Genomic DNA, 22,847 nt, shown 5'->3' with positions numbered 1-22,847 from the left:
CTTGCGGTTTATTATGGTTACCTACATTTCTAGTGCAATTAGTTAACTTTTGGTAACCACCCAAAATATCAATCAAATTGAAATTAACTATTTGTTTTATAGGTTTTTATTTTTATTTGGAGAAGATGAATGAGCTCAGAGCTGAGCTCCAGGGGATGAAAGCACTGCTAAAACAGCGAGCGGAAAGAAATGATTAGTCTGCTAATTTGCGACTAGACCCTCCATATTTGTAGTTATCTATGATTTGCTAATATTTAGTTTTCCGTAACTGATTTTTGTCCAATAACGTTATACCTAAAGAACTACCCCACTGCACCGTTATCAACGGTGCAGTGTTTCAACTGCCTTAGTTGTTTTGTCCAAATTGCCTTCAACTTTGTCTGGGATCTTACTGGCAATCGTCACATACAAGCTGTCTATCATCGCTAGCTTAACCAAACGGGCGATGCCGTTTTTACCCAACAGTGGCTCCGGAGATGCCGGGGCATATAGCGGGTAGTCAGAAAGCTGAGAAAGCTCGGCATGGAAGTTATTGGTTATCGAGATGATTGTTGCGCCAGACTGCTTTGCCACGCGTACCGCATCCATCAAATCCACTGTTTGACCGGAGTGAGAAACCACCAGCACTACGTCTTCTTCAGAGAGCACACTTGCAGACATCAACATTAAGTGTCTGTCTCTTGGTACCGAAGCTCTGATACCAAACCTTAATAGCTTATGCTGGAAATCTTCACAGATGATGGTTGAACCACCCACCGCAAACAACTCAATGTTCTTGCCTTTTACGATGGCATCTGCTGCTGCACTCACCATTTTAGCATCAACAAAGTTCAGGATTTCGGTTAGCGCATTAATCGAGTTTTGCAGAACCTTTGTCACTATCTGTTCGCAGTTGTCATCTGGTTGAAGCTGTTCACTAGGCGCATAGGTTTCAGAGCCTTTATGAGCATTTAACGCATCTTTTAACTGCTTAAACCCACTAAAACCCAGCTTTTTTGATACTTTTACAATCAACGCAGTTGATACGCCAAGACGTTCGGCCACTTCTTTAATTGACGTTGATTTTTGCAGGAAATGAGGTTTGAGAAAGCTTTCCGCAATAGACTGTTCGGTACGTGTTAGCGAAGGCATACGCATACGTATATTGGGTATTACTTGATTGACATCCACAGACAATAACATTCCTTGTGAAACAATCGGTTCATTATACATAGAGAGTACCTGTTCGTCATGATGGCGGCACGAGGCCGCCATACTGTTTTAAATTAATTGCCAGTGAGAACCGGCCACAGCAGGCTTGCTGCTAAGTACCAAGCCTGCTTTTTGCTGGTTATCGATCGCTTTACCAAAGAATCGAGAGGTCGAAACAGCTTCACCTTCGTTTATGAAGACTTCAACACAAGAGTGGTCTCGAAGTACTCGTAGAGAAGTCACATCACCTTCCCATAGAATCATTTCCCACTCTCCGGTTTTAAGGTTTTTACGGCATGTTTCTAAACCAACTTCCGAAGTACTAATTCGGAAATCATCTGCAACATCTATCGTCATTGAGATACCGGTTAGATCTGGCAGATAGAGCTCTGCTGATAAGCCGTCCAGTTCGATAGTTTCTGCCTGGAACTCCTGCAAATTCTGACGCAGATTTTCCAATTCTTTAGCAGGCTTTTGTAAAACTTTGTCGTCTTTTAGAATCAGCTCTCTCGGACAGGTCATCTGATGAATCCAGCCAGATTCAATGGTTGGTTGATAAGCTTCAAACTCATCAGGCTTACCCATCCAGCCAAAAATGATTCTGCGCCCTTCTTCATCTTCCATTGTCTGCGGAGCATAGAAATCAAAACCATGATCCATCAATGTACCTTCACCGTGTTCAAACCCGGCATTAGAATGATCAAGGTTACCCACATGGTAGGTCACGTCGAAGGTTTCCGTTTTTATGCCCTCTTTATCTACCCAGTTTTTTGGACAAGAGACAAGAACATGCTTACCTCCTAGCGGGAATAAATCCGGGCATTCAAGCATAAAGTCATCAGACTGGTAGCCGTTGTTACCATCACCAAATACTTCTCCAACCAATGCCCACTGATTCAGATCGGCAGATGAATAAAGAAGAACCTGTCCTTTGTAATTCAGGTCCTCTGCTCCCAGAACCATGTAGTACAAATCTTCATGTTTCCATACCTTCGGATCTCGCACATGGCCGCTGTATCCTTCCGGTAGCTCAAGGACAATACCTTGCTTCTCCACCTGCCCCTCTTTTTCAAGAGTTGCGCGACACTGATAAGCCGTCCGTCCACCATCTGCGTATTTAACGTTCCCGGTGTAGAACAGCTCTAACTTGTCATCAACAACCAGGCCAGAACCTGAGTAACACCCGTGAGTTTCAAAGCCTTCAGTAGGAGCTAAAGCTAAAGGTTGATGTGTCCAGTTAATCATATCTTTACTGGTCGCATGTCCCCACGCCTTTGCACCATGGGCACAGGCTTTTGGATTCCACTGATAAAACAGGTGGTATTCACCATTAAAGTAAGCAAGACCATTTGGGTCATTGAGTAAGCCAAAAAGCGGAGAGAAGTGCCATTGAGGACGATGGTGGTCATCCCCCATGTTCGACGCATGATTAAGGGAAATAGCGAGGATATCGTTAATATATTGCTGATCTTTTGTCATATTCGATTTATTCATCAAAAACTCCAAAGCCCCTTCAGTCAGGGGCTTTTATTAATTGCCTGTTTTACCTGTTATTTCTTTTCCAGCATCTTGTCGCTGAAACCAAACATGTAAGTCAGACCGAATGCAACACCACAGCTCACAGCATGTACCAGGAAGTAAGACATTAGCTGACCATCAAGGTAAAGCAGTGTGCCCGGGATTACTGTTACGGCCATGCCGCTTGCTGCCAGTCCTACCATTTGTGCTGTGAAGCCACCTAGCGCACCACCAACCAGAGCGAATACGAATGGGCGGTAGTATCTCAGGTTCACACCGAAGATTGCTGGTTCGATAATGCCAAGAAACGCAGATACTGTTGATGGGAAACAAAGTGCTTTTAGCTTCTTGCTCTGAGTTTTGATACCAACTGCAAGACACGCTGCACCCTGAGCCGAAATCGCACCAGTGATTAGTCCGTTGAATACGTTACTGCCTTCGTTAGCCAGTAGCTGGATTTCAAGAAGGTTAAATACGTGGTGAACACCAGTAACAACAATCAGGTCCCAAACAAAACCAATAAACAGACCACTTAGACCAAACGGAAGCTCTAGCAGATAAGTTGTCGCGTCAACCATTGCTACTTCAAACGCATGGAAGATAGGACCGATAACCAGTAGAGATACCACACTCATAACAAGCAGAGTCAGGAATGGGGTCAATACCAGATCAAACGCTTCAGGCATAACTGCACGAATACGGCGCTCTAGCTTCGCTGTCATCCAGCCCGCAATAAATGCCGGGATAACAGAGCCCTGATAACCTACTACCGGAATGAAGCCAAAGAAGAGTAACGCTTCTGCTTCACCAAAACCGACGGCCCAGGCATTCGGTAGTGCTGGGGAAACCAACATCAGACCAAGCACTAAGCCAATAAGGGGCGTACCTCCAAACACTCGGCTGGCAGACCATGCCACCATCGCTGGTAAGAAAATAAATGCTGTATCAGTTAGGATTTGTGTATAAAGGATGAAGTTTGCTGATATAGCGTCTGGAGTCAGGCCAAATACTGCCAGTACTTCCGGACGAGTAATCAGGCCACGCAGCCCCATAAACAGACCCGTAGCAACCAGTGCCGGAATAAGAGGAACAAATACATCACTGAAAGTACGAATCGCACGTTGCAGCGCTGTACCCTGCTCTCCTGTTACCTGCTTCATCTCCGACTTGCTTGAAGTAGAAAGATTCAGGCTTTCTACCGCTTCAAATACGCGGTTTACCGTACCTGTTCCAAAAATAATCTGATACTGGCCGCTGTTAAAGAAAGCACCTTTTACTTTATCTGTTTCCTCGATGCTTTCTTTATCAATCTTGCTTTCATCAGCCACCATCACTCGTAATCTCGTTGCACAGTGTGCAACAGAGATGATGTTATCTTTTCCGCCTAATGAGCCCACCAACTCTTCGGCAATCATCGCATATGACATGGTTATCCTCTGTTTCATGTTTGTTGATTAACTGCTTATTAAATTAGCCCAAGATCTTCCTTTTTACTCCAACACAGATCACAAAAATAATCTTTTTGTGTACTTTTTATGTCGGTAAATTAATTTGTGAACTTTTATTATCTTTAATTACAACAGCTTATTATGCTTTCGAGCAATTTCGTGTATTTTATTTATTTACTATTGTGAATTTTATTGTAAACTTTTCATAAATTCGTTCATTAGTGAGTAAGAGATATGAGAATTGCGATTGGTTGTGATCACGTAGGTATTGAGCACAAAGAACTGGTTATCAGTCACTTAGAAAGCAAAGGTATTCAGGTTATCGATCTGGGCGCGCAATCTGCAGAGAGAACCGACTACCCGCAATATGGTTTAGCGGTAGCAAATGCAGTGGTAAAAGAAGACGTTGATCTTGGTGTTCTTATCTGTGGTACAGGTGTTGGCATTTCATTAGCAGCCAACAAAGTGCCGGGCATCCGAGCTGTCGTTTGCAGCGACCCTTATACTGCTGCGCTCTCAAAAGAGCACAACAACACCAATATTCTGTCATTTGGTTCCCGCGTTGTAGGTATCGAGCTGGCGAAAATGATTATCGATAGCTGGTTAAACGCAGGGTTTGAAGGTGGCCGCCACCAAAACCGTATCGATCAGATTAAAGAAATCGAGGAGTTACAACATGCCTAAGTTTTGCCCGTCGATGATGTGCGTCGACTTTTCTAAACTTGCTGAAGAGTTAAAAGAGCTGGAAAAAGCAGACGTAGATATGCTGCATATTGATGTTATGGATGGCCATTTTGTACCAAACTTTGCATTAGGCCCTGAAGATATCAAGGCAATCCGAAACCTGACAAACATTGATTACGATGTTCATTTGATGCTATCTGACCCAGACCAGTTTATTGATCTGTTTGCCTCTTTAGGTCCAAAGCTAATGTATGTGCACGCGGAAGCGCCACCTCATCTTCACCGTACCCTTGGAAATATTCAGGCTAAAGGTATCAAATCTGGTCTGGCTATTAATCCGGGTACGCCACTGAGCGCGATTGAAGATGTGCTGGATGTGACTGACGTGATTCTTATTATGTCTGTAAACCCAGGGTTTGCAGGTCAGGCATTTATCGATAACGCATATAACCGAATCGATCGAATCATCGAGATGATCGAAGCTAAAGGTACAAACACAAAACTTGCTATCGATGGCGCGATCAGCCCACAAGTTATCGAAAGACTGCAAGATAAGATGGAGTATTTCATTCTTGGAACGGCTGGCTTGTTTGGCAAAGAAAAGAGTTACGCTGAAACAATGAAAGATCTTAGAAACCTTGGACAAAAAGAAGCAGCATAACTTCGACCACAAAGAAGCATTTATCATACAGTAATGATTAGCCCCGCTGACTATACGGGGCTATTTCTTAGGTCCGAGTTTATAGATAAAAAAGCCCAACCGCAGCAAACATCCCAGCAGCAGCAATCAGCTTTTTACGCCAAATCGATGCTGGCTGGTTAATTTGATGGCGGAAGAAGAGGTAAGCCAGAATAACCCCAATGACTCCTCGCAGTGACTGGACAACATTTCCGGATACAACACCAGAAACATTAAATCCGATAATCAGGAATATCACCGCAACAAACCATGCTAAAGCGACCCATTTGGCCTGATAAGCCATTTTAAAACTGACTTTCATAGGTTTCATTAACGGGAGACTTAAGGCACCAACCACCAGGTAGTTCACACTTATCGTCGCAAAAGACTGAGCTATTGGCGACGCGTCGATAAGGTTATGTGATAGCTCCGCAATGGCCAAATCTGACAGGCTATAAAAAAAGCTGGCGGAAAGAACTAATATCAAAGGCGTGATATCTATCTTCCCTGACATGGAAGAGAAGTACCAACCAAGCGCCAGAATCAGCGAAATAGAAACACCCTGAATAAGGTTAAACTCTGCATCAAAAAACAGTACGGATATTAGCGCGAGTACTGGGATTTTAAGAGCCAGCAGAGGAGATGCTATTGAGGCATCGCTCTTTCTGATCGCTGCTATCAGCATATACTGGGCAATCAGGTATGGCGCATTAATCTTAAAGAAATCCCAGGCTAAACTAAACTCTAACAGCCTCCAGTATCCGAAAATGATAGCCGGGAAAAGAGCCAGAATACCCATGCAAATATGCACAGCCACCAGCAGTTTCACACCATCGATGTTGTATTTCTGCTGGCAACTTTGAGTCAGTGTGTAATTAAGCGCCTGAAAGGTCGCTCCCAGAAAACTGGCGACTACACCGAATAACATTTAGTGAAGGCTCATGACAGGTTTGCGGTACTCCAGTAAGCGCCGTGTTCAGGAAGAATATGACAAATTAGCTGGTACATCGCATCATTAATGCTGTCATTTTGTAGAGCTCGAACAATTGAGTTGTGTTGCTCAAAAGAACGCTGAAGGTGTTCTTCATTACCACCAAGGTGGTTCCGGGCAGTTGCCATACGTGCAGAAATCAACGCGTAAGACTCTAAGAAATAACGGTTGTCACAGAGTGAGATAAAAGTTTGATGGAACTGATTATCCAGCTTCAGGTATTCAAGCGTACTTGCGTTGCTTAGACACACTTCCATTTTATCCAGGATAAAACAGAGCTCCTGAATCAGCTGCTTAGGGTTGTTCTTCCAGGCGAGTTTTAATCCCTCGGACTCTATAAAATACCGAAACTCTAGTAACTCAGTAAACTCATCGGCTGTCACATGAAAAACAAAGGTGCCGCTTTTGGGCTTAATTTGCACCAGTCCTTCACTTTGAAGTCTTTTTAATGCATCACGTATTGGGGCTTTTGTCGCATTTAATTTGTTGGCTAAAACAGTTTCAGAGATCTTCATCCCCATAGGCAGGGTGCCAACAATAATCATTTCACGAATGCGACGATAAATTACATCTTTAAGTAGGTCTTGCTTCATCTATTATTCGCTCACAACGCTTTATTTTGTATTATTATATAACTTACTAATTAAATCTAAAATGTCAAGAAAACGAGAAAAAGGAGCAGCGAATCTGCTCCTTTGTGCACATTGCCGTCACATTACAATAAGATAGAAGGCAAAACCAGTGACAATTGTGGAATGAAAGTTACCATCATCAGCATGACTAACATTGCAAATAAGAACGGTGTTATCGATTTCACCAAATCTTCAAGGGAAACATTCGCTACACCCGTTGCTACAAATAAGTTAGCTCCTAACGGCGGAGTACAGAATCCTATAGCAAGGTTAACCGTCATAATGATACCGAAGTGAATCGGGTCCACTCCCATCGTCTGAACAATCGGCAGAAGGATTGGTGTCAGAATGATGATAGAAGCGATGGTTTCCATGAACATACCAACAATCAGTAGCATGATATTTATCAACATTAGTACGATTAATGGGTTCTCGGATACCGATGTAATCATGTTTGCCACTTCTACAGGTACACGCTCAAGGGTAAGCAGTCGACCAAACGAAGCTGCCATCACCACCATCACAAGCACAGTTGCTGATGTTAGGCCTGCTTTTAAGAACACACTTCTCAGATCGCCGATCTTTAAATCACGATAGATATATAAGCTGATAATCAATGCGTAGACTACCGCCACACCTGCTGCTTCTGTTGGCGTAAAGATACCACCGTAAATGCCACCTAAGATAATAACCGGTACAATCAGTGCCCACATTGAATGCTGACGCCAGCCTTTCGGTGCGCTTTCATCTATGGAAGAAATAGCATCTTCCATTTTCTTAGATGCACGACTTGCAGGGAACAAGTTCTTGTTAACGTTCAACTTGGCAACAAACATAAAACCTAAACCGAACAACAGTCCTGGGATAACACCCGCAAGGAAAAGCTTACCGATAGACTGGTTTGCTGTTACACCGTAGATAATTAACGGGATAGAAGGCGGAATCATTACCCCCGTGATACCCGCTGCCGCAGTAATTGCTGCAGAAAACGGACGTTTATAACCCACACGCTCCATTTCAGGAATCATGTTTGAACCAATCGCTGCCACCGTTGCTGGTGATGAACCAGATATTGCAGCAAAGAACATACTTGCCAATACGTTTACGTATGCAAGGCCTGCTTTAAAGTGACCAACCAGATTGTATGCAGCACCAACGATTCGCGATGACAATCCACCACGCTGCATGATTTCACCAGCCAGAACGAACAGTGGGATCGCCACTAGAGGGAAAGAGTTGCCTCCCATTACTGCACTTTTCGCAAGTAGAGTGATATTTGGTGTTTTTGGCAGATATTCCAAAACAACCAGTGAAGATACACCCAAACAAATCGCGACTGGTGCTCCAAGAAGTACTAATAAAAGAAATACACCAAATAGAGTAACCGTAACCATTACTTACCTCCCTCGTGCGACAATGTTGAATCCGGTGTCTCTGTTTTAAATAAGGAGGAGATGTCCTGATAAAGGTTTTGCAGTAAGCGGAATGCACTTAGCAGAGCACCTACCGGCAGGGAACCATAAAGCCATTGCATACTGACTCGTGTCTCAGATAGTGGCCAGTAAAGTACAATCGAACTTTGTCTTGCAATGATCGGGCTTGAAATCTGCTCCCAACCATAGATGAATAGTTTCACCATACACCACAGTACAATCAGGTTTACGAGGATGTTGATGATGTCAAAAACTCGCTTTGGAAACAGATTGATTAACGCGGTAACAGAGATGTGTTTGCGTGTTTTAAAGCCGTAACTTACCCCAACCCAAATAAACCAGATGAAGCACCAACGGACAAATTCCTCACTCCAGGGTAATGAGTTACTAAAGATGTAGCGCATTACTACCTGCAAAAAAATCCAGAAAACGATGTTTGCCAGCAAGAAGTTAATCATCCAGGCTTCAATGTTTTCGTCTAATATTTTCAACCATTTCATTATGTAATCCTCTGACCCGGCTATATAAATAGCCGGGTCGTGATGGCTGTTACTTGTTCAGTGCTTCAATCAGTTCTGGCTCAACCAGTTTCGTGTATTTCTCACGAATCGGTGCCGTTACTTTCTGGAACTTCGCTACTTCTTCTGGTGTCAGGTTAGTCACAGTTACACCCGCAGCTTTAATAGCGGCTAATTGTTCCTGTTCTTCGCTTGCAATTACTTCCTGTTGGTAATCAATCGCACGCTCAAGTGCAGAATCGATTAGACCACGGTCCTTGTCAGACAGACCTGCATAGAAATCTGGGTTAGCAAGAACCATATGCGTCGAGTAAACGTGGCCTGATAGCGTTACACAGTTCTGCACTTCATAGAAACGAGAAGAGTAAATGTGACCTAATGGGTTTTCCTGAGCATCAACCACACCTTGCTGAAGTGCAGAATATACTTCGTTGAATGACATTGGAGTCGGGTTAGCACCCATCTCTTTAAACGCATCCATGTGCGCTTCAACCTGCATAGTACGAATCTTCACACCGCTCAGATCAGAAGGTTGTTTGATAGGACACTTGTTACTGGTGATGTTACGGATGCCGTTTTCCATCCAGCCTAAGCCTTTGATTCCGAACATTTCTACTTTATCAAGTAGCTTGTGACCAAATTCGCCATTCAGCGCTTTCAGTGCGTCATCACGGCTACCAAACGTGTATGGAAGACCAGGTACAGAGAAAGCTGGATCCCAACCTGCCATTACTTCAACTACAGGCGCCGTCATATCAACAATGCCGGACTGTACTGCTTCAGTCAGTTCGCGGTCACCGCCAACCTGACCATTCGGAAAGATATCAACAGTAATTTCGTTGCCAGACTCTTTTTCGACAAGCTCTTTAAACTTCACCCACGCTTTGTGCATGTGGTAGGTATCAGCCGCTCCGTGGCCAACACGAATATTCGTTTCAGCAAAGGCTTGTGTACTAATTACGCCTGAGATTGCGATAGAAAGGGCCAGGCATAGGGTACTCTTTTTCATGTTTATGTTCCTTCGTTTGACATTTCAGAATTGACATTTCAGTTTGCCTTTACATTCTGACCTGATATTTCACCTATTTTACGTGATCTTGATCGTCTTTCCTAAAAATTGGTGGTTTTTCAGGCTATTTTAGTGACAATAATCACAAAAACTAACATGTCAGGTTGTTAAGTCGGCTTTCAAAAACTTAAATAACGTCAAAACTAACATGTCAGATTTAGGAAAAGCCCATGAAAAAAGTAGTTGTAATTGAACCTGGATATCTGGATTACAAGGAAGAAGAAAAGGTTCTTAGCGCCCATCAGGCTCGCTTCACTTCACTGCCTATCGGCACTGCAAAAAGCGAGATTCTTAAAGAAGTTGCTGACGCAGACGCAATTATGGTTCGCGAAGCCATCGTTGACGCTGACGTTCTGAATGCTGCTGAAAAATGTAAAGTGGTTATTCGCTACGGTGTAGGTGTCGACAACATCGACCTTAACTATGCAAAAGAAAAAGGTGTCTACGTAGCGAACGTACCGGACTACGGTTCGGAAGATGTTGCTGAACACGCAGTGTCATTACTTGTAGCAGCAACACGCCGTGTTGTTACTCGTGACAAAGATGTTCATGAAGGTAAGTGGGGCATCGGTCAGGCAGAACCTATTCCACGTATGGGTGGAAAGATTCTGGGTGTTGTTGGCTTTGGCCGTATCGCTCGCTGCTTTGCAGAAAAAGCATCTGGCCTTGGTTTCCGCACAACCATGGTGTTCGATCCTGCCCTAACTGAAGAGCAAGCAAAAGAAGTCGGTGTACAGAAAGTAGATTTGGAAACACTAGTTTGCGAATCCGACTTTATCTCTTTGCACGCACCACTAAACGAACACACACGCCATATGATCAATGGCGACCTAATCAGCAAGATGAAGCCTATGGCTGTACTGGTTAACACCAGCCGCGGTGGCCTTGTTGATGAACAAGCACTTTATGAAGCACTAAAAGAAAACAAAATCCATGCAGCTGGTATCGATGTATTTGAAACAGAGCCAGTACCGCAAGACAACCCTCTATTAACGCTACCAAACGCAATCTGTACCGACCACACAGCCTGGTTCACTGAAGAATCTGTTGTTGAGCTTCAGCACAAAGGTGCGGTGGAAGTACTGCGCGTCTTTGATGGCGAAAAACCAAACAACTGGGTTAACCAGTAACAAACCAAATTATCAGTTTACTAAACGAAGGAAAAAATCATGTACAGCAAAGAAATCATCGACGGATACCGTGAAATCTTCTCAACCGCTTCTATTGCAGATGCCTGTGATCTGCTACTTGGCAAAACCATGTATCTGCCTTTCGATATCAAAAACCGTATCAATGAAAAGAAGATTGTTGGCCCTGCCGTGACAATTGTTGAAGAAGCAACGCTTGAGAAGCTACCACCACAACACGCGCTTGATGCTATCGATGAGTCTGAAGAAGGCAGCATCATCGTTATCTCTGGTGACGCAGCACTTGAAACAGTGGCAGTTTGGGGCGGCCTGATGACAGCTGGCGCGGTAGCGAACAAGCATGAAGGTGCGGTACTTAACGGAGGCATGCGTGACATAGCTGAAATCCGTCGTGACTACGACTTCCCTGTTTACTCAAAAACTATCTCTCCAGGCACAACACTAGGTCGCTTTAAGACTGTTGCCGCGAACAAACCAGTTCAAATCGGTGAAGCGCTAATCCGTCCGGGAGACCTAATTATCGGTGATGTAGACGGTGTGGTTTGTGTACCTCAGGAGCATGTAGAAGCGGTTCTTCGTGAGTCTCAGTCTATCGACTCTCGTGAACTGGAGCAGGCAAAACTGATCATCCAAAGCGGTTCTCTACGTGACGGTCTGGCGAAATACGGCCGTATCTAACAATTCATAGTAGCAGCCGGCTGGTTATCCCTTTGTCCAGCTGGCTTTTTTTGTAAGAGATAAAAGTATGACTATTGATATTCTTTCGTTTGGTGAGCCACTGTTCGAATTCTCTCAACTTCCAGGTCAGACAGAAGCTGTCTCTTACCTGAGTGGTTTTGGTGGCGATACATCTAATTTCTCGGTAAGTGCTGCTCGTCAAGGCGCAAATGTTGCCATCCTTGCTCATTTAGGTAGCGATGTATTCGGTGATCAGTTCGTAGACCTGTGGGAAAAAGAAGGCGTTAAAACTGACTTTGTGGTTCGTAACTCGGATGCGCCTACTGGCGTCTATTTTATTTCTCATGATGAGCGTGGACACCACTTCACTTTCTATCGCAAAGGTTCAGCGGCTTCTCTTGTGACTCCACAACAGATCCCATTGGGTGCCATTGCTGAAGCGAAACTACTTCATACCTCTGCTATCACTCATGCTATCAGTGATTCATCCAGTGACGCTGTATTTGAGGCGATTGAAATGGCAAAAAGAGAAAACACCATGATCTCTTTTGACACCAACCTCCGTCTTAAACTGTGGCCTCTTTCCAGAGCAAGAGCGGTTATTCACGAAACAATTCGTCACGTTGATTTCTGCATGCCTAGCCTTGATGAAGCTCAGCTTCTTACTGGCCTTGAAGATGCCAATGACGTTGCTGATTTCTATCTAGGCCTTGGTGCTAAAACGGTTGTTCTGAAAATGGGCAAAGATGGCGCGATGGTAGCAACAGGCGACAGACGCTTTACTGCTGGCGGCCATAAAGTAGATACCGTTGATGCAACCGGTGCTGGTGACTGCTTCTCAGGCGCATTCCTAAGTCAGGTTGTAAAAGGCGAATCTCTGGAACACGCTCTTGCTTATGCAAACTGCGCAGCAGCCCTAACAACAACGGGTTACGGTGCAGTCGCTCCAATTCCAACAGCTGAACAAGTATTGGCATTTAAAGCTGAGGTAAAAGCGTAATGAAGGAAGCTCTAGAGCTACTAGCAAAAACCAAAGTTGTGCCAGTGATTCAGATCGACAACGTAGAAGATGCCATCCCTCTGGCGGAAACCTTGATCGAAAACGGTCTTCCTATTGCGGAAGTCACCCTTCGCTCACCAGCAGCATTAGAAGCGATACAGGCTATTAGCCGCCGCTTTCCTGAAATGTTGTTGATCGCCGGAACAGTGACCAATCCGGAACAAGCGGATCAGGCCATCGAAGCGGGAGCAACCATGGTTGTTTCTCCGGGCTTTAACCCTGAAACCGTTCGCCATTGCGTAGCTCGCGGCATCGACATCATTCCGGGTGTTGCTACTCCGGGTGAAATGGAACAGGCAATGAACTTTGGCTTAACCACACTCAAGTTCTTCCCAGCCGAAGCAAATGGTGGTGTGAAAACCCTTAAAGCGGTATCTGGTCCATATAGCCAGCTAACGTTTATGCCAACGGGTGGTATCACTACTTCTAACATCTCCGGTTACCTTGCGCTACCAAGTGTAGCCTGCTGCGGTGGTTCTTGGATGGTAGACAAGAAACTGGTGGCGGAACATAAGTGGGACGAGCTCGCGCTATTAATTCGCGAAGCCGTAGATTTAGTTCAAAACTAAACATCCTCTGCTTTTTGGGCGAGCCCTCCTCTCGGGTTCGCCCTCTTTTTAAAGAAACAAGTAACGCAATACTATCAACAACAAGGAAACAAAAGATGAAAGGAAAATCTCTACTCACCCTTACCCTACTTTCAACTTCTGTCATGGCTGCTTCTGCACCAGCACCTGAACTAGAAGTTGTCGCGGAGTGGGATTCACTGCCATATTTGGTAAAAGATAAAGCAACGAAACAGCGCTGGGAAAAAAGCGACCTTTATGGCAAGGCTTTAATGCAGGGTGTAAAAGTAGATAAGCAATCTGAACTCTATGTGACAACAGCACGCTGGGGTGGCCCTGAAATTCCGGCAACTTTATCTCGTCTTAAGAAAGATGGCGATGAGTACAAGCTGGTTCCTTATCCATCAGAAAAAATGAACGACATCAACAACCCGAAAGGTCTGAAGGCTGTTCTGGGTTTTGAAATCGACCGTAATAACGTTATGTGGATCCTTGACCAGGGCCATGTTGCTGGTCAACCAACCAAACCAGGTGATGAAAAGCTGGTTCTTTGGGATATCAACAAAAACAAAGAGATTCAACGCTACGAGTTCACTGATAAAGACAGCAGTAGAAAGTGTTCATTCCTGAACGATGTTGCCGTGGATAACGACACTGGTTTCGCTTACATCACCGACTCTGGCATCTTCTGTCAGCCTCTTGATGGTGGTCTGATTGTTTACGATAGCAATACAAACTCAGCAAGACGCGTACTGTCCGGAACCAAGTTTACCAACAATGAGAAGAACTTCTTCTTTAACATTAATGGCAAGCCAGTTTTATCTCAAAACGCGATGCTGACTGGTGCTGACGGTATTGCACTATCCGGTGATAAGAACACGCTTTACTGGACGAACCTAACGGGTAACACGCTGTACTCAATCGAAACTGCGATTCTTCGCGACTTCAGCCGCTCAGAGGCAGAGATACAGGCAAGTGTAAAAGAGGTAACGACTCTGCCATCTAACACAGACGGTATGACCGCTGACCGTGATAACAACCTGTATATGACTGGCCTAACTATCAACGGCATTATGAAGCGTGATGCGAAAACTGGTGATGTAACCCGTCTGGTTTACGATGACACCATGGTATGGCCTGATACTCTGGCGTGGGGACCAGACAACAACATCTATATCTCATCGAACAATCTGCACACTCACGTAGACGGTAAGATGAACTTCAAGAACCCTAAAGTAGCCAACTTTAAGATTTGGAAGTTAGCAGTGAATAACAAGCCTTATTCAGCTAAGTAAAATAACTAATTCAAAAATATAACAATATTAACTCCACGACTCTCGACGTATTGCCCGATCAACTGATCGGGCTTTTTTGTTGTGGATTTTCTATACAACATATTGCACTATTAAATGAATTTACTACTTATTATATCGCTCTCATATACAAGTTATAGAAGTTGGGCTTAGGTATGGTTTTTAAATTATTTAAAGGTAAAGTGGCTCGCAAAGAAGAGCCCACTAAGGGTCAGGATGTCTCCAAAATCGTTCAGGTTTCATTTAATGAACTGACATCGATTAAGCAAGACATGCTGACCATTTCAGATGATGTGCCCGCACTGATTTTGGGCTATGTTTCCCCTGATCTTGATTTAGATTCAGTGCAGAGAAAATTAACCAGTGCCTACAACGGCCCGATTATTCTGACTTCCACATCCGGTGAACTGAACAGTCAGTCCACACACCTATACCAAGCTGACTCTCCGGCTCGACAATCGATTGTTCTGCAGCTTTTCTCAATGACTCTCATTGATAAAGTTTCCGTCGAAACCGTGTCTCTACCCTGTGAAGACATGCTCAAAGGAGAGAACACACTAGCGCCAGCGGAACGAGTAAAACGTATTTCTGACTCCTTAAACTCTATTCGTCCAAACTTTGAAATGGATGTCAGAGATACCGTTGCACTTACTTTCATTAGCGGGTTAAGCCGAAGCGAAAGCTGGGTAATGGAAGCCAACTATATTAACGGTAATCTGCCAATTCCAATCGTGGGTGGCAGTACCGCAGGTGCACTCGATTTTCAGCAAGCTCCTTACTATGACGGAAAGGCCGTAAGACACTCTCACGCCACATTCTGCATCGTGAAGCTTAAGCCTGAGTACGGTTATCGAACCTTTAAAACTCAGAACTTCAAACCTACAGCCAAGAAGTGGATGATCGGAAATGCGGATGTTACTTTCCGCAGTGTAAGTGGCTTTATCAACACATCAACCATGCAGCTCACTAATGTTGTTGATGAGCTATGCTCGCACTTTCGTTGTCAGCCCGAACAGCTCACAGCCAAAATGCAGGGGTATACTTTCGCGGTAAACGTAGGCGGTAAGTTCTATATTCGTTCGATAGCCGGCATCGATACGCAAAACAAAACCGTATCATTCTACTGCGATACACCATTAGGTACAGAACTTCACCTGATGGAGGCGACCGACTTTGTGCATCAAACCCATCAGGACTTTGAACAGTTTTCCAGAAATCAGCCAGCCCCTGTTGCCGGTGTCCTCTTCGATTGCATTTTAAGAAGGCTCAATAACCAAAGTAAGTTAAACGGGATCACCTGTTTTAAAGATTTTCCCGCTGCCGGGTTTTCTACCTTTGGCGAGCTGAGTGGAGTAAATGTAAACGAAACCCTAAGTGCAGTCTTCTTCTACCCTCGCCAGAAAGATGATCGCCTGTTTAATACTTCCGCCATCACGGAGTACGCAGGTTACGCGAGATACTTCCTTGATCAGGCTAACCTGGCGAAGCAGCTACTAGCCGATATCCAGCAGAAGGTTATCAGCGACAATAGTGGCATGCTGACCATCGCGACTCAATCTGCTGAACTGAACAACAGCGCAGTTGAAAAGGTTGAAAACATCAATGAGCAATCATCAGGTCTGAAGGACCAGTTCGGTCAGTTCAACGATGATATCTCTAAGCTCACCAGCGAGGTTTCGGTACTCAATGGCAACGTCGACAAGGTTAATTCAGAAATTAGCAGTATCGAGTCGATTTTTGGGGTGATTGAACAGATCGCTGAGCAAACCAACCTACTTGCTCTGAACGCCAGCATAGAAGCAGCAAGAGCAGGAGAACATGGCCGTGGCTTTGCCGTTGTGGCTGATGAGGTCAGAAAACTGGCTCAGAATACCAAAGAGTCACTTGATAACTCACGTGGCAGTGTCGAGAGCCTGCTTAGTCAGATTAGCGGTATGTCTTCCGTCATTACAGACCTAAGCTCACACATGGATAACACGAATAGCAAGTCTACCGAGATTATCGACTCCATAGATTCTATTCAGGCTTCGGCTAACGACACTCAACAGTTCCTGAATACTGGCCTATCCATTACTCAAGAGCTGCAGTTGACTAGTGAAAGGAGCCAAGAGAACATCGCCAACTCAGATGTCATCAGAAATCAGATAAGCGAGTTCTAGCTAACAGGGCCAATTACTACTTAAAGAGCGCGAATTCGCGCTCTTTTTTATTGGTGTTGATTTGTATTAAGCGAACTTGTTTTTTACATGGAGGACAGCGCTGACAACAAGAGCACCAGCGGATACAGCGAACAGTGCATACATACTTAATATCCACGCGAACGTGGCGGTTAGAAAAGCAATAAATGAAAACATTCTGCTGAATGACATTACATGACCTAGCTTGTTATTTTTCATAACGCCTCCCAAGTCTGAGTGAGAAGAGACAATCGTGAACTCGCGTTGCATGTTTATTGTCTCGATTCCTCAGTATAACTACCTAAATAAAAGGCTAAATTTATATCAAAAAAGGTGGAACATTGACCTCGTAGACAAAATTTCGAGCCTTTTTGAAAAGGGAGTATTTCTCATTCTCAGCTGTTTCGCGCCAGATCGGATACCAATAAGTTTCGCCCACCAGCCTTAGCGTCATACAAACATTTATCTGCTCTGCACATCGCTTGCTCCAGGTCTTCTTTGGGTTGCCATTGGGTTAAACCAATACTCATGGTAAACCGAAATTCATTCTCTTCATGCTGTATACGCATCTCTTCTACAACATGTCGTAACCTTTCCATAATACCGACTACCGTTGTTGAAGAATCGTTGCTTAATACAATGCCAAACTCTTCACCACCTATACGCCCTAGCAGGTCACCATTTCTGAGGCGTGACTGAACCTTCATGCAGAATACTTTTAACGCCTCATCACCTGCAGCATGACCGTAGGTATCATTGATAACTTTAAAATGGTCTATATCCAACAACGCGACATAGTTGTTCTCAACCGATGACAGCTTCTTATCCGCTGCCAGCCTTTCAAAGGCTCTTCGGTTGAAGGCTCCAGTCAATGGGTCCGTTTCCGCCTGCTTCTGGAGTAACAACTCCTTATCTTTCTTGTCTGAAACGTCCTTAATGGTTGTAAATAAAGCTAATTGTCCGTTTACATTCATCTTACTGACTGAAAGCTGTGCCCAGAACTTTCTGCCCTGACTCGACTTTAACTGACATTCGTAGTCGACAACGTATCCCGTCTCCCTTAACGCCTTTAACATTTCATCTCTGTCATGCTCATGAACATAATGGTCATACGCTGTAGAAGCGCTCATATCTTCAAAAGTTGTCTCAAGACATTCATAAAGATGCGCATTTCCCTGGAGTAATATGCCCTCGGGAGTGGTTACTGCGTAAGGTATGGGCAGAGTCTGCATAATCGTTTCTAAATACAAATTCTTTTCGTTCAGCTCGTGCGTTCGAAGCTCGACAGCTTCTTCCAACTCTTCTTTTTGATTTTCCAGTTTTTGGTAATTGAGAACGTTTTGGTAAGTGATGGCAAACTGGCTTCCCAAAAGCTCCATCATCGACTGCCTCTGATGCGTAAACAGGTTCTTAGTTTCATCATGTTCCAGCATGATTACCGCCACAGTTTGGTTATGCACCACGATAGGCAGTACCAGAGCAGAACGTACATGTCTGTTAACCACATAAGGGTCGAGAATATAGTCGCCCCGATTGATAGCATCATTCAGAACTAAGGCATTCTGGCTGTTGTAGCAGTAGTTAAGCATCGTCTCAGGAATATCGATGTTGTCGACTGTCTTCTTGTCATCTCTCTCTTCGACAAATTCCCCTTTGTCATAACACAACCTTGTGGACCATCCTTCATGCTCCCACGTGAACATCGACACCATTTTAGCCCCCGTTGTTTTGGCAGAGCTAAACAGCATGTCTCGGGTAAGTTTATCTATCGTGATAGCCTGAGACATACCCTGTGAGGATCGAATGACACTTCGCCAGTTAACCCCTTCACCCGAGAGCCCGGCGACGGCTTTATCATCAAAGTCAGATAGCTCATGCTCCAGCTGTGACGATTTAGCGTGAGCCCCCCACGCAGAGTACACACTCATAGCTTGTTCGATATAAGCTTTGGATATGGCATCGTGCCCAAGTGTTTTTCTGTACTTCCCACACCTTTCATTCGACAGTGCCAATAGCAGAGCGATACCAGCTTCTTTGGCATGATTAATAGCTTGTTCGTAGTGGCTTAGAGCGGAAAGTTCTTCTCCCACCAGAGCTTGCATTTCAGCCTGCAGAAGGTGGAAACCAGCAGAAAAATTCTCAGCATTTAAATCATGCCATTTTTGGTATTTCCCCCATGCCTGTTCAAACCACTGCTCGTGATACTCCTCAATCACAGTCGGCTCTGTTCTTTTAAGTTCTAGAATATTAAGCAGATTTAAAAGAGTAAAAGCCGCTTCATGAAAAATACCTTCATCCAACGAGTCAGAACCCAGCTCTGGGTTTAATGCAATCTTAAGTGCAGTGGTATGGTTTCCGAACAGATAGCCCTGTAGTAATCGACCCAGCAAGCGGTCGTACTTACCGCACATATAGTGCGTCTCTTCATAATGAGCCAAAGCTTCTTTTTCATAACCGGGACGATGCTCAAGATTACCGTGGTTATCCAGACTCCCTTTAAGGATGTTCAGCGTGTTGCACTGTAAAGTACTGAGATAGACCTGTGCAGGTTGCTTAATCTGCTTACAAACATCCTTCACTTTTTGTGTTCTTGTTAGCAAGTCATCGATTGACGAGGAGGAAAACAACTCTGCGTAAAAACCGAAGATATAGGCATGGACGCCCCAGTAGTAATCCCCTTGGCTAAAACACATTTGGTAAGCCCGCACGCGAGTATCCGCGCTCTGTGGCAAAGATGACAACCAAGGCATGACAAAGTTGCTGCGCATCATTAACAGGCGACCTTCTAATAGCGGGTTTGCCGGATATTTTTTTGCGACCACTTCTGAACAGCTTGCTGCCTCTGACGCTGTTTGATAATCCTTTAACACCTTGGTACACAGCAGTGCATACATCATAAAGATATAGCTTGAATATGGGCTATTGCCATTCTTAATGGTTATCCCTAACAACTTCAAAATGGTCATTGGGAACAAGCTCGATCCGGAGTTGTAGCAGCAAGGCTGCATCGTCATAAGAATATCCAGCTGAAGCAATATTTTGGGGTCAGTCACATCAGCTTGATCCACAAGCTTTGGAAATGGTGAACGGCTAAGAGCATCTTGTATGGAAGCTATCTCTTTCCCTATGTCTTCCATACTTCCACTCAAAGGCAACCCAAGAATAAGCAGTGCCTCTAATCCTTCATCGATAGCGCGTTTCAGCTCTCCGTATCGGGTGTACTGAGTAATCAGAATCGATTTGAGCCTGATCTGCTCATTCAATGATAATCGAGCATTTGCCAGATTTGCCTTACACTCCTCAGCCTTTTCATAGTTCCCAGATAGGTATAAACACTCGGTTTTTTCCAGCGCTACCCAGTTGTTTATTTCCTCATTCTGAGTCTCTGACAGTTCAAGCAATTTTGACAAACTCTCTAAATACTGGACGGAACTACTGTACGCATTCGAAGCTTTTGTTTTCTGTACCGCTTGTTGGCTTAGTTCAACGAGCAACTCTGCCTGATGTTTATTAAGCAGTGAATGAGTTTGATTAAGGTGCGCGAGAATATCAAAAGTATTCTGCTCTAACTCCGCGGTTCGACTCAGAAGAATGGTGCCATACCGATAATGGATATCCTTTTTTTGCTTCTCATCCAGCATTGAATACGCTGCTTGCTGGATTCTATCGTGAACAAAGGTGACATCCCGAATTTCCGCATGATTGAGACTGGACTTTTCAATCGTTGGATACAGCATTCCGGTATCAAATGCCGGTTGGAGTATTTCACTAAGCTTGGCTTTGTCCGCTTTACCCAGTTCAGCCAAATCATTCAGAGCGATTTTTGAACCAATACAAGCAGCCATTTTCACAAGTTCTACCGTCGCAAAGGGGAGTTGCTGTAGTTTCGCTTCCATCAACTCAACGACATTATCTGTGATACTGTGCCCCTGAATAGACTCAAATGACCACTGCCATCGACTACTGCCGATATCAAATCTCAGCAAGTTTTGGTTATTGAGCTCTCGGATAAATTGTCTTAAGAAAAATGGATTACCACTGGTTTTGCTGTAAACCAGTGTTGATAAATCGACCACATCCTCTGTTTGTAGTCTCAACGTATCAGCCAGAATCTCAGTAACACTCTCCTCTTTCAAAGGCTGTAAGTTGATCTTCGTAACTCTGGCTTCTTCCTTTTCCAGAGATTGATACATTTGAGAGAAAGGATGACGCTCATCGACTTCATTATCCCGGTATGCCCCAAGAATCAGGCAGTGACGACTTTCCGCATCGGATATCAGAAGATTCAACAGGTTAATGCTGGCATTGTCGGCCCATTGCAAATCATCAATAAAGAAAACGAGTGGACAATGCGAGGTACAAACCTCCCTTACAAACTCAAGAAACACCCGGTTAAACCGGTTTTCTTGCTCCTCTGGACCAACCATAGGCAATGCCGGTTGCGCACCAATCAGCTTTCCGAGTTGAGGTAGCAGCTCAATCAACGCCTGAGCATTCGGATATAGGACTTTTGTTATCCTGTCACTCCAGCTTTCCATCTCTGGTTTGGGCAAAGACAATAGGTGCCGGATAAACTTATCCAATGCTTCTGCGATTGCAAAATATGGTGTGTGGCGTTGGTATTGATCAAACTTACCCGAGACAAACAGGCCATCACTCATAAGTACTGGCTTACGAATTTCATGTACCAGTGCCGACTTCCCTACTCCTGAATATCCTCCAATAAGCAACGCTTCAGACGGCCCCTTGGACACACGGGTAAATGCACCCATCAGCTTTTCAAGCTCTGGCTCTCTGCCATACAACTTCGACGGGAAAATAAGCTGCTCAGTTAAGGTGCGATTTCCTGACTCTTCTATTGCAAGAGAGTCGCGAACCAAGGTCAACTCAGCCAACAAACCCGCGGCACTCTGATAACGATTGTCCATCCCCTTCTCAAGCAAGCTTTTCAATACCGAAAAAAACGCGTCCGACTGAGCCGAATGACCAAGTTTAACTGCCAAATCTATGGGTTCGGCTATCTGTGCATACAGAAGGTTATATTTTCCCCTGTCTGCGAAAGGCAAGCTTTCACAAAATAGCCAATATAGTACTGCGCCAAATGAATAGATATCGGTTCTGACATCCATACTTTGCCCATGTATATAGGCTTGTTCCGGTGCGATAAAGTGTTCGTCGATACAGGTTGGCTGGAATGCCGCTATCTCAGAGGTTTCTCTGGCATACCTTTGAGCCGAGGTAAGATCAACAATTTCAGCATAGGTGAGATCATTTGAAACTAAAAAGCTGGAAGGTCTTAAAGCCAGATGGAGAATATTTTTTGAATGCAACGCTTCAAGTGCTCTGAGCATTGAAATGGTAACGCGGAGCCTTTCATCGAATGTCAGCTCTTTGATATCAAGATTAATCAACCACTCATCTGCTTTTGAGCTTAGCTCCAGGAGGTTGTTATCTGAGTTATAACCGACGACATCTGGAATACCCTTTCCGGAAGTCGTTTCAAGTAACTTAAGCTCATTTCTGTATGCAGCACTCTTTTGAAAAACTTCTATTCTGTCGGTCCATGTGTATTCCCACAGCGACCCCTTTTCTAAACTCTTCTTTTTGGTAAACAGAATATAGTTTTCTTCATATGCACATTCAGGTAAAAATCGAATCATCTTCTCACCACAAGTTGCATTCTTATTATTTTTATTGTGTTCCACATTCAACTAACATTTGCGTAACATTCTAAATCTCACA

At 44.3% G+C, this 22,847-nt stretch carries 18 protein-coding genes; 8 read left to right on the top strand and 10 right to left on the bottom strand.

Annotated features, from left to right (window positions below; translation table 11 throughout):
• Window positions 1–321 precede the first annotated feature (321 nt).
• Genes SNR28_RS01535 through SNR28_RS01525 form a run of 3 tightly spaced genes read right to left on the bottom strand, consistent with a single transcriptional unit; the run spans window position 322 to window position 4,136 of the window.
• Entirely contained in the window at window positions 322–1,212 is an 891-nt protein-coding gene (locus tag SNR28_RS01535; protein ID WP_375749261.1) for an SIS domain-containing protein, read from the bottom strand.
• A gap of 48 nt (window positions 1,213–1,260) precedes the next feature.
• Window positions 1,261–2,685, bottom strand: coding sequence for a glycoside hydrolase family 32 protein (locus SNR28_RS01530; protein WP_375749260.1), 1,425 nt, complete (start codon window positions 2,683–2,685; stop codon window positions 1,261–1,263).
• Between the two features lie 56 nt (window positions 2,686–2,741).
• Window positions 2,742–4,136 carry a sucrose-specific PTS transporter subunit IIBC gene (locus SNR28_RS01525; protein ID WP_375749259.1) on the bottom strand — a complete coding sequence of 465 codons (1,395 nt, stop codon included), beginning with the start codon at window positions 4,134–4,136 and terminating at the stop codon, window positions 2,742–2,744.
• Between the two features lie 255 nt (window positions 4,137–4,391).
• Here SNR28_RS01525 and rpiB point away from each other — a divergent pair, with 255 nt between their 5' ends.
• Together rpiB and rpe are read left to right on the top strand one after the other, a co-directional pair.
• Window positions 4,392–4,841 (top strand): ribose 5-phosphate isomerase B, encoded by a 450-nt coding sequence (gene rpiB, locus SNR28_RS01520; protein ID WP_375749258.1) that lies wholly within the window; start codon window positions 4,392–4,394, stop codon window positions 4,839–4,841.
• Window positions 4,834–5,502 carry a ribulose-phosphate 3-epimerase gene (rpe, locus tag SNR28_RS01515; protein ID WP_375749257.1) on the top strand — a complete coding sequence of 223 codons (669 nt, stop codon included), beginning with the start codon at window positions 4,834–4,836 and terminating at the stop codon, window positions 5,500–5,502. The genes rpiB and rpe overlap by 8 nt, the downstream gene beginning before the upstream one ends.
• Before the next feature lie 79 nt (window positions 5,503–5,581).
• Here rpe and SNR28_RS01510 read toward each other — a convergent pair whose 3' ends face one another.
• The 5 genes from SNR28_RS01510 to SNR28_RS01490 all read right to left on the bottom strand — a co-directional run bounded on the left by SNR28_RS01510 (window position 5,582) and on the right by SNR28_RS01490 (window position 10,103).
• Window positions 5,582–6,448: a hypothetical protein gene (locus tag SNR28_RS01510; RefSeq protein ID WP_375749256.1), complete on the bottom strand. Its 867-nt coding sequence runs from the start codon at window positions 6,446–6,448 to the stop codon at window positions 5,582–5,584.
• Window positions 6,449–6,459: 11 nt separating this feature from the next.
• Window positions 6,460–7,104, bottom strand: coding sequence for a GntR family transcriptional regulator (locus SNR28_RS01505; RefSeq protein WP_375749255.1), 645 nt, complete (start codon window positions 7,102–7,104; stop codon window positions 6,460–6,462).
• Between the two features lie 122 nt (window positions 7,105–7,226).
• Complete coding sequence (locus tag SNR28_RS01500) at window positions 7,227–8,537, bottom strand: TRAP transporter large permease (RefSeq protein ID WP_375749254.1); 1,311 nt, start codon at window positions 8,535–8,537, stop codon at window positions 7,227–7,229.
• A complete protein-coding gene (locus SNR28_RS01495) occupies window positions 8,537–9,076 on the bottom strand; it encodes a TRAP transporter small permease (RefSeq protein WP_375749253.1) in 540 nt (179 codons plus the stop codon). Before SNR28_RS01495 ends, SNR28_RS01500 begins: the two co-directional genes overlap by 1 nt.
• 49 nt (window positions 9,077–9,125) lie before the next feature.
• Window positions 9,126–10,103, bottom strand: coding sequence for a TRAP transporter substrate-binding protein (locus SNR28_RS01490; protein ID WP_375749252.1), 978 nt, complete (start codon window positions 10,101–10,103; stop codon window positions 9,126–9,128).
• A gap of 230 nt (window positions 10,104–10,333) precedes the next feature.
• On the opposite strand from SNR28_RS01490, the gene SNR28_RS01485 reads away from it, so the two are divergent.
• From SNR28_RS01485 to SNR28_RS01460, 6 genes are all read left to right on the top strand, one after another.
• Window positions 10,334–11,293, top strand: coding sequence for a C-terminal binding protein (locus tag SNR28_RS01485; protein WP_375749251.1), 960 nt, complete (start codon window positions 10,334–10,336; stop codon window positions 11,291–11,293).
• Between the two features lie 39 nt (window positions 11,294–11,332).
• Window positions 11,333–11,989, top strand: a complete 657-nt coding sequence (locus SNR28_RS01480; RefSeq protein WP_375749250.1) for an RraA family protein — start codon at window positions 11,333–11,335, stop codon at window positions 11,987–11,989.
• Window positions 11,990–12,056: 67 nt separating this feature from the next.
• Window positions 12,057–12,989: a sugar kinase gene (locus tag SNR28_RS01475; RefSeq protein ID WP_375749249.1), complete on the top strand. Its 933-nt coding sequence runs from the start codon at window positions 12,057–12,059 to the stop codon at window positions 12,987–12,989.
• Entirely contained in the window at window positions 12,989–13,618 is a 630-nt protein-coding gene (locus SNR28_RS01470; protein ID WP_375749248.1) for a bifunctional 4-hydroxy-2-oxoglutarate aldolase/2-dehydro-3-deoxy-phosphogluconate aldolase, read from the top strand. The genes SNR28_RS01475 and SNR28_RS01470 overlap by 1 nt, the downstream gene beginning before the upstream one ends.
• Before the next feature lie 95 nt (window positions 13,619–13,713).
• The gene (locus SNR28_RS01465) at window positions 13,714–14,910 is read left to right on the top strand and encodes an L-dopachrome tautomerase-related protein (protein ID WP_375749247.1); all 1,197 of its coding nucleotides are present in this window, start codon (window positions 13,714–13,716) and stop codon (window positions 14,908–14,910) included.
• 173 nt (window positions 14,911–15,083) lie between these two features.
• The gene (locus SNR28_RS01460; RefSeq protein WP_375749246.1) at window positions 15,084–17,087 is read left to right on the top strand and encodes a methyl-accepting chemotaxis protein; all 2,004 of its coding nucleotides are present in this window, start codon (window positions 15,084–15,086) and stop codon (window positions 17,085–17,087) included.
• A 66-nt stretch (window positions 17,088–17,153) separates the two neighbouring features.
• Here the strand turns inward: SNR28_RS01460 and SNR28_RS01455 are convergent, their stop codons facing one another.
• Window positions 17,154–17,324: a hypothetical protein gene (locus SNR28_RS01455; protein ID WP_375749245.1), complete on the bottom strand. Its 171-nt coding sequence runs from the start codon at window positions 17,322–17,324 to the stop codon at window positions 17,154–17,156.
• A gap of 176 nt (window positions 17,325–17,500) precedes the next feature.
• Window positions 17,501–22,765 (bottom strand): diguanylate cyclase, encoded by a 5,265-nt coding sequence (locus SNR28_RS01450; RefSeq protein ID WP_375749244.1) that lies wholly within the window; start codon window positions 22,763–22,765, stop codon window positions 17,501–17,503.
• Window positions 22,766–22,847 lie beyond the last annotated feature (82 nt).

Origin of the sequence: Vibrio iocasae (genome assembly GCF_042245395.1) — a bacterium.
Taxonomy (GTDB): Bacteria; Pseudomonadota; Gammaproteobacteria; order Enterobacterales; family Vibrionaceae; genus Vibrio; species Vibrio iocasae.
Note: the sequence above shows the minus strand (reverse complement) of the source record. Positions and strands in the feature narration are given on the sequence as shown.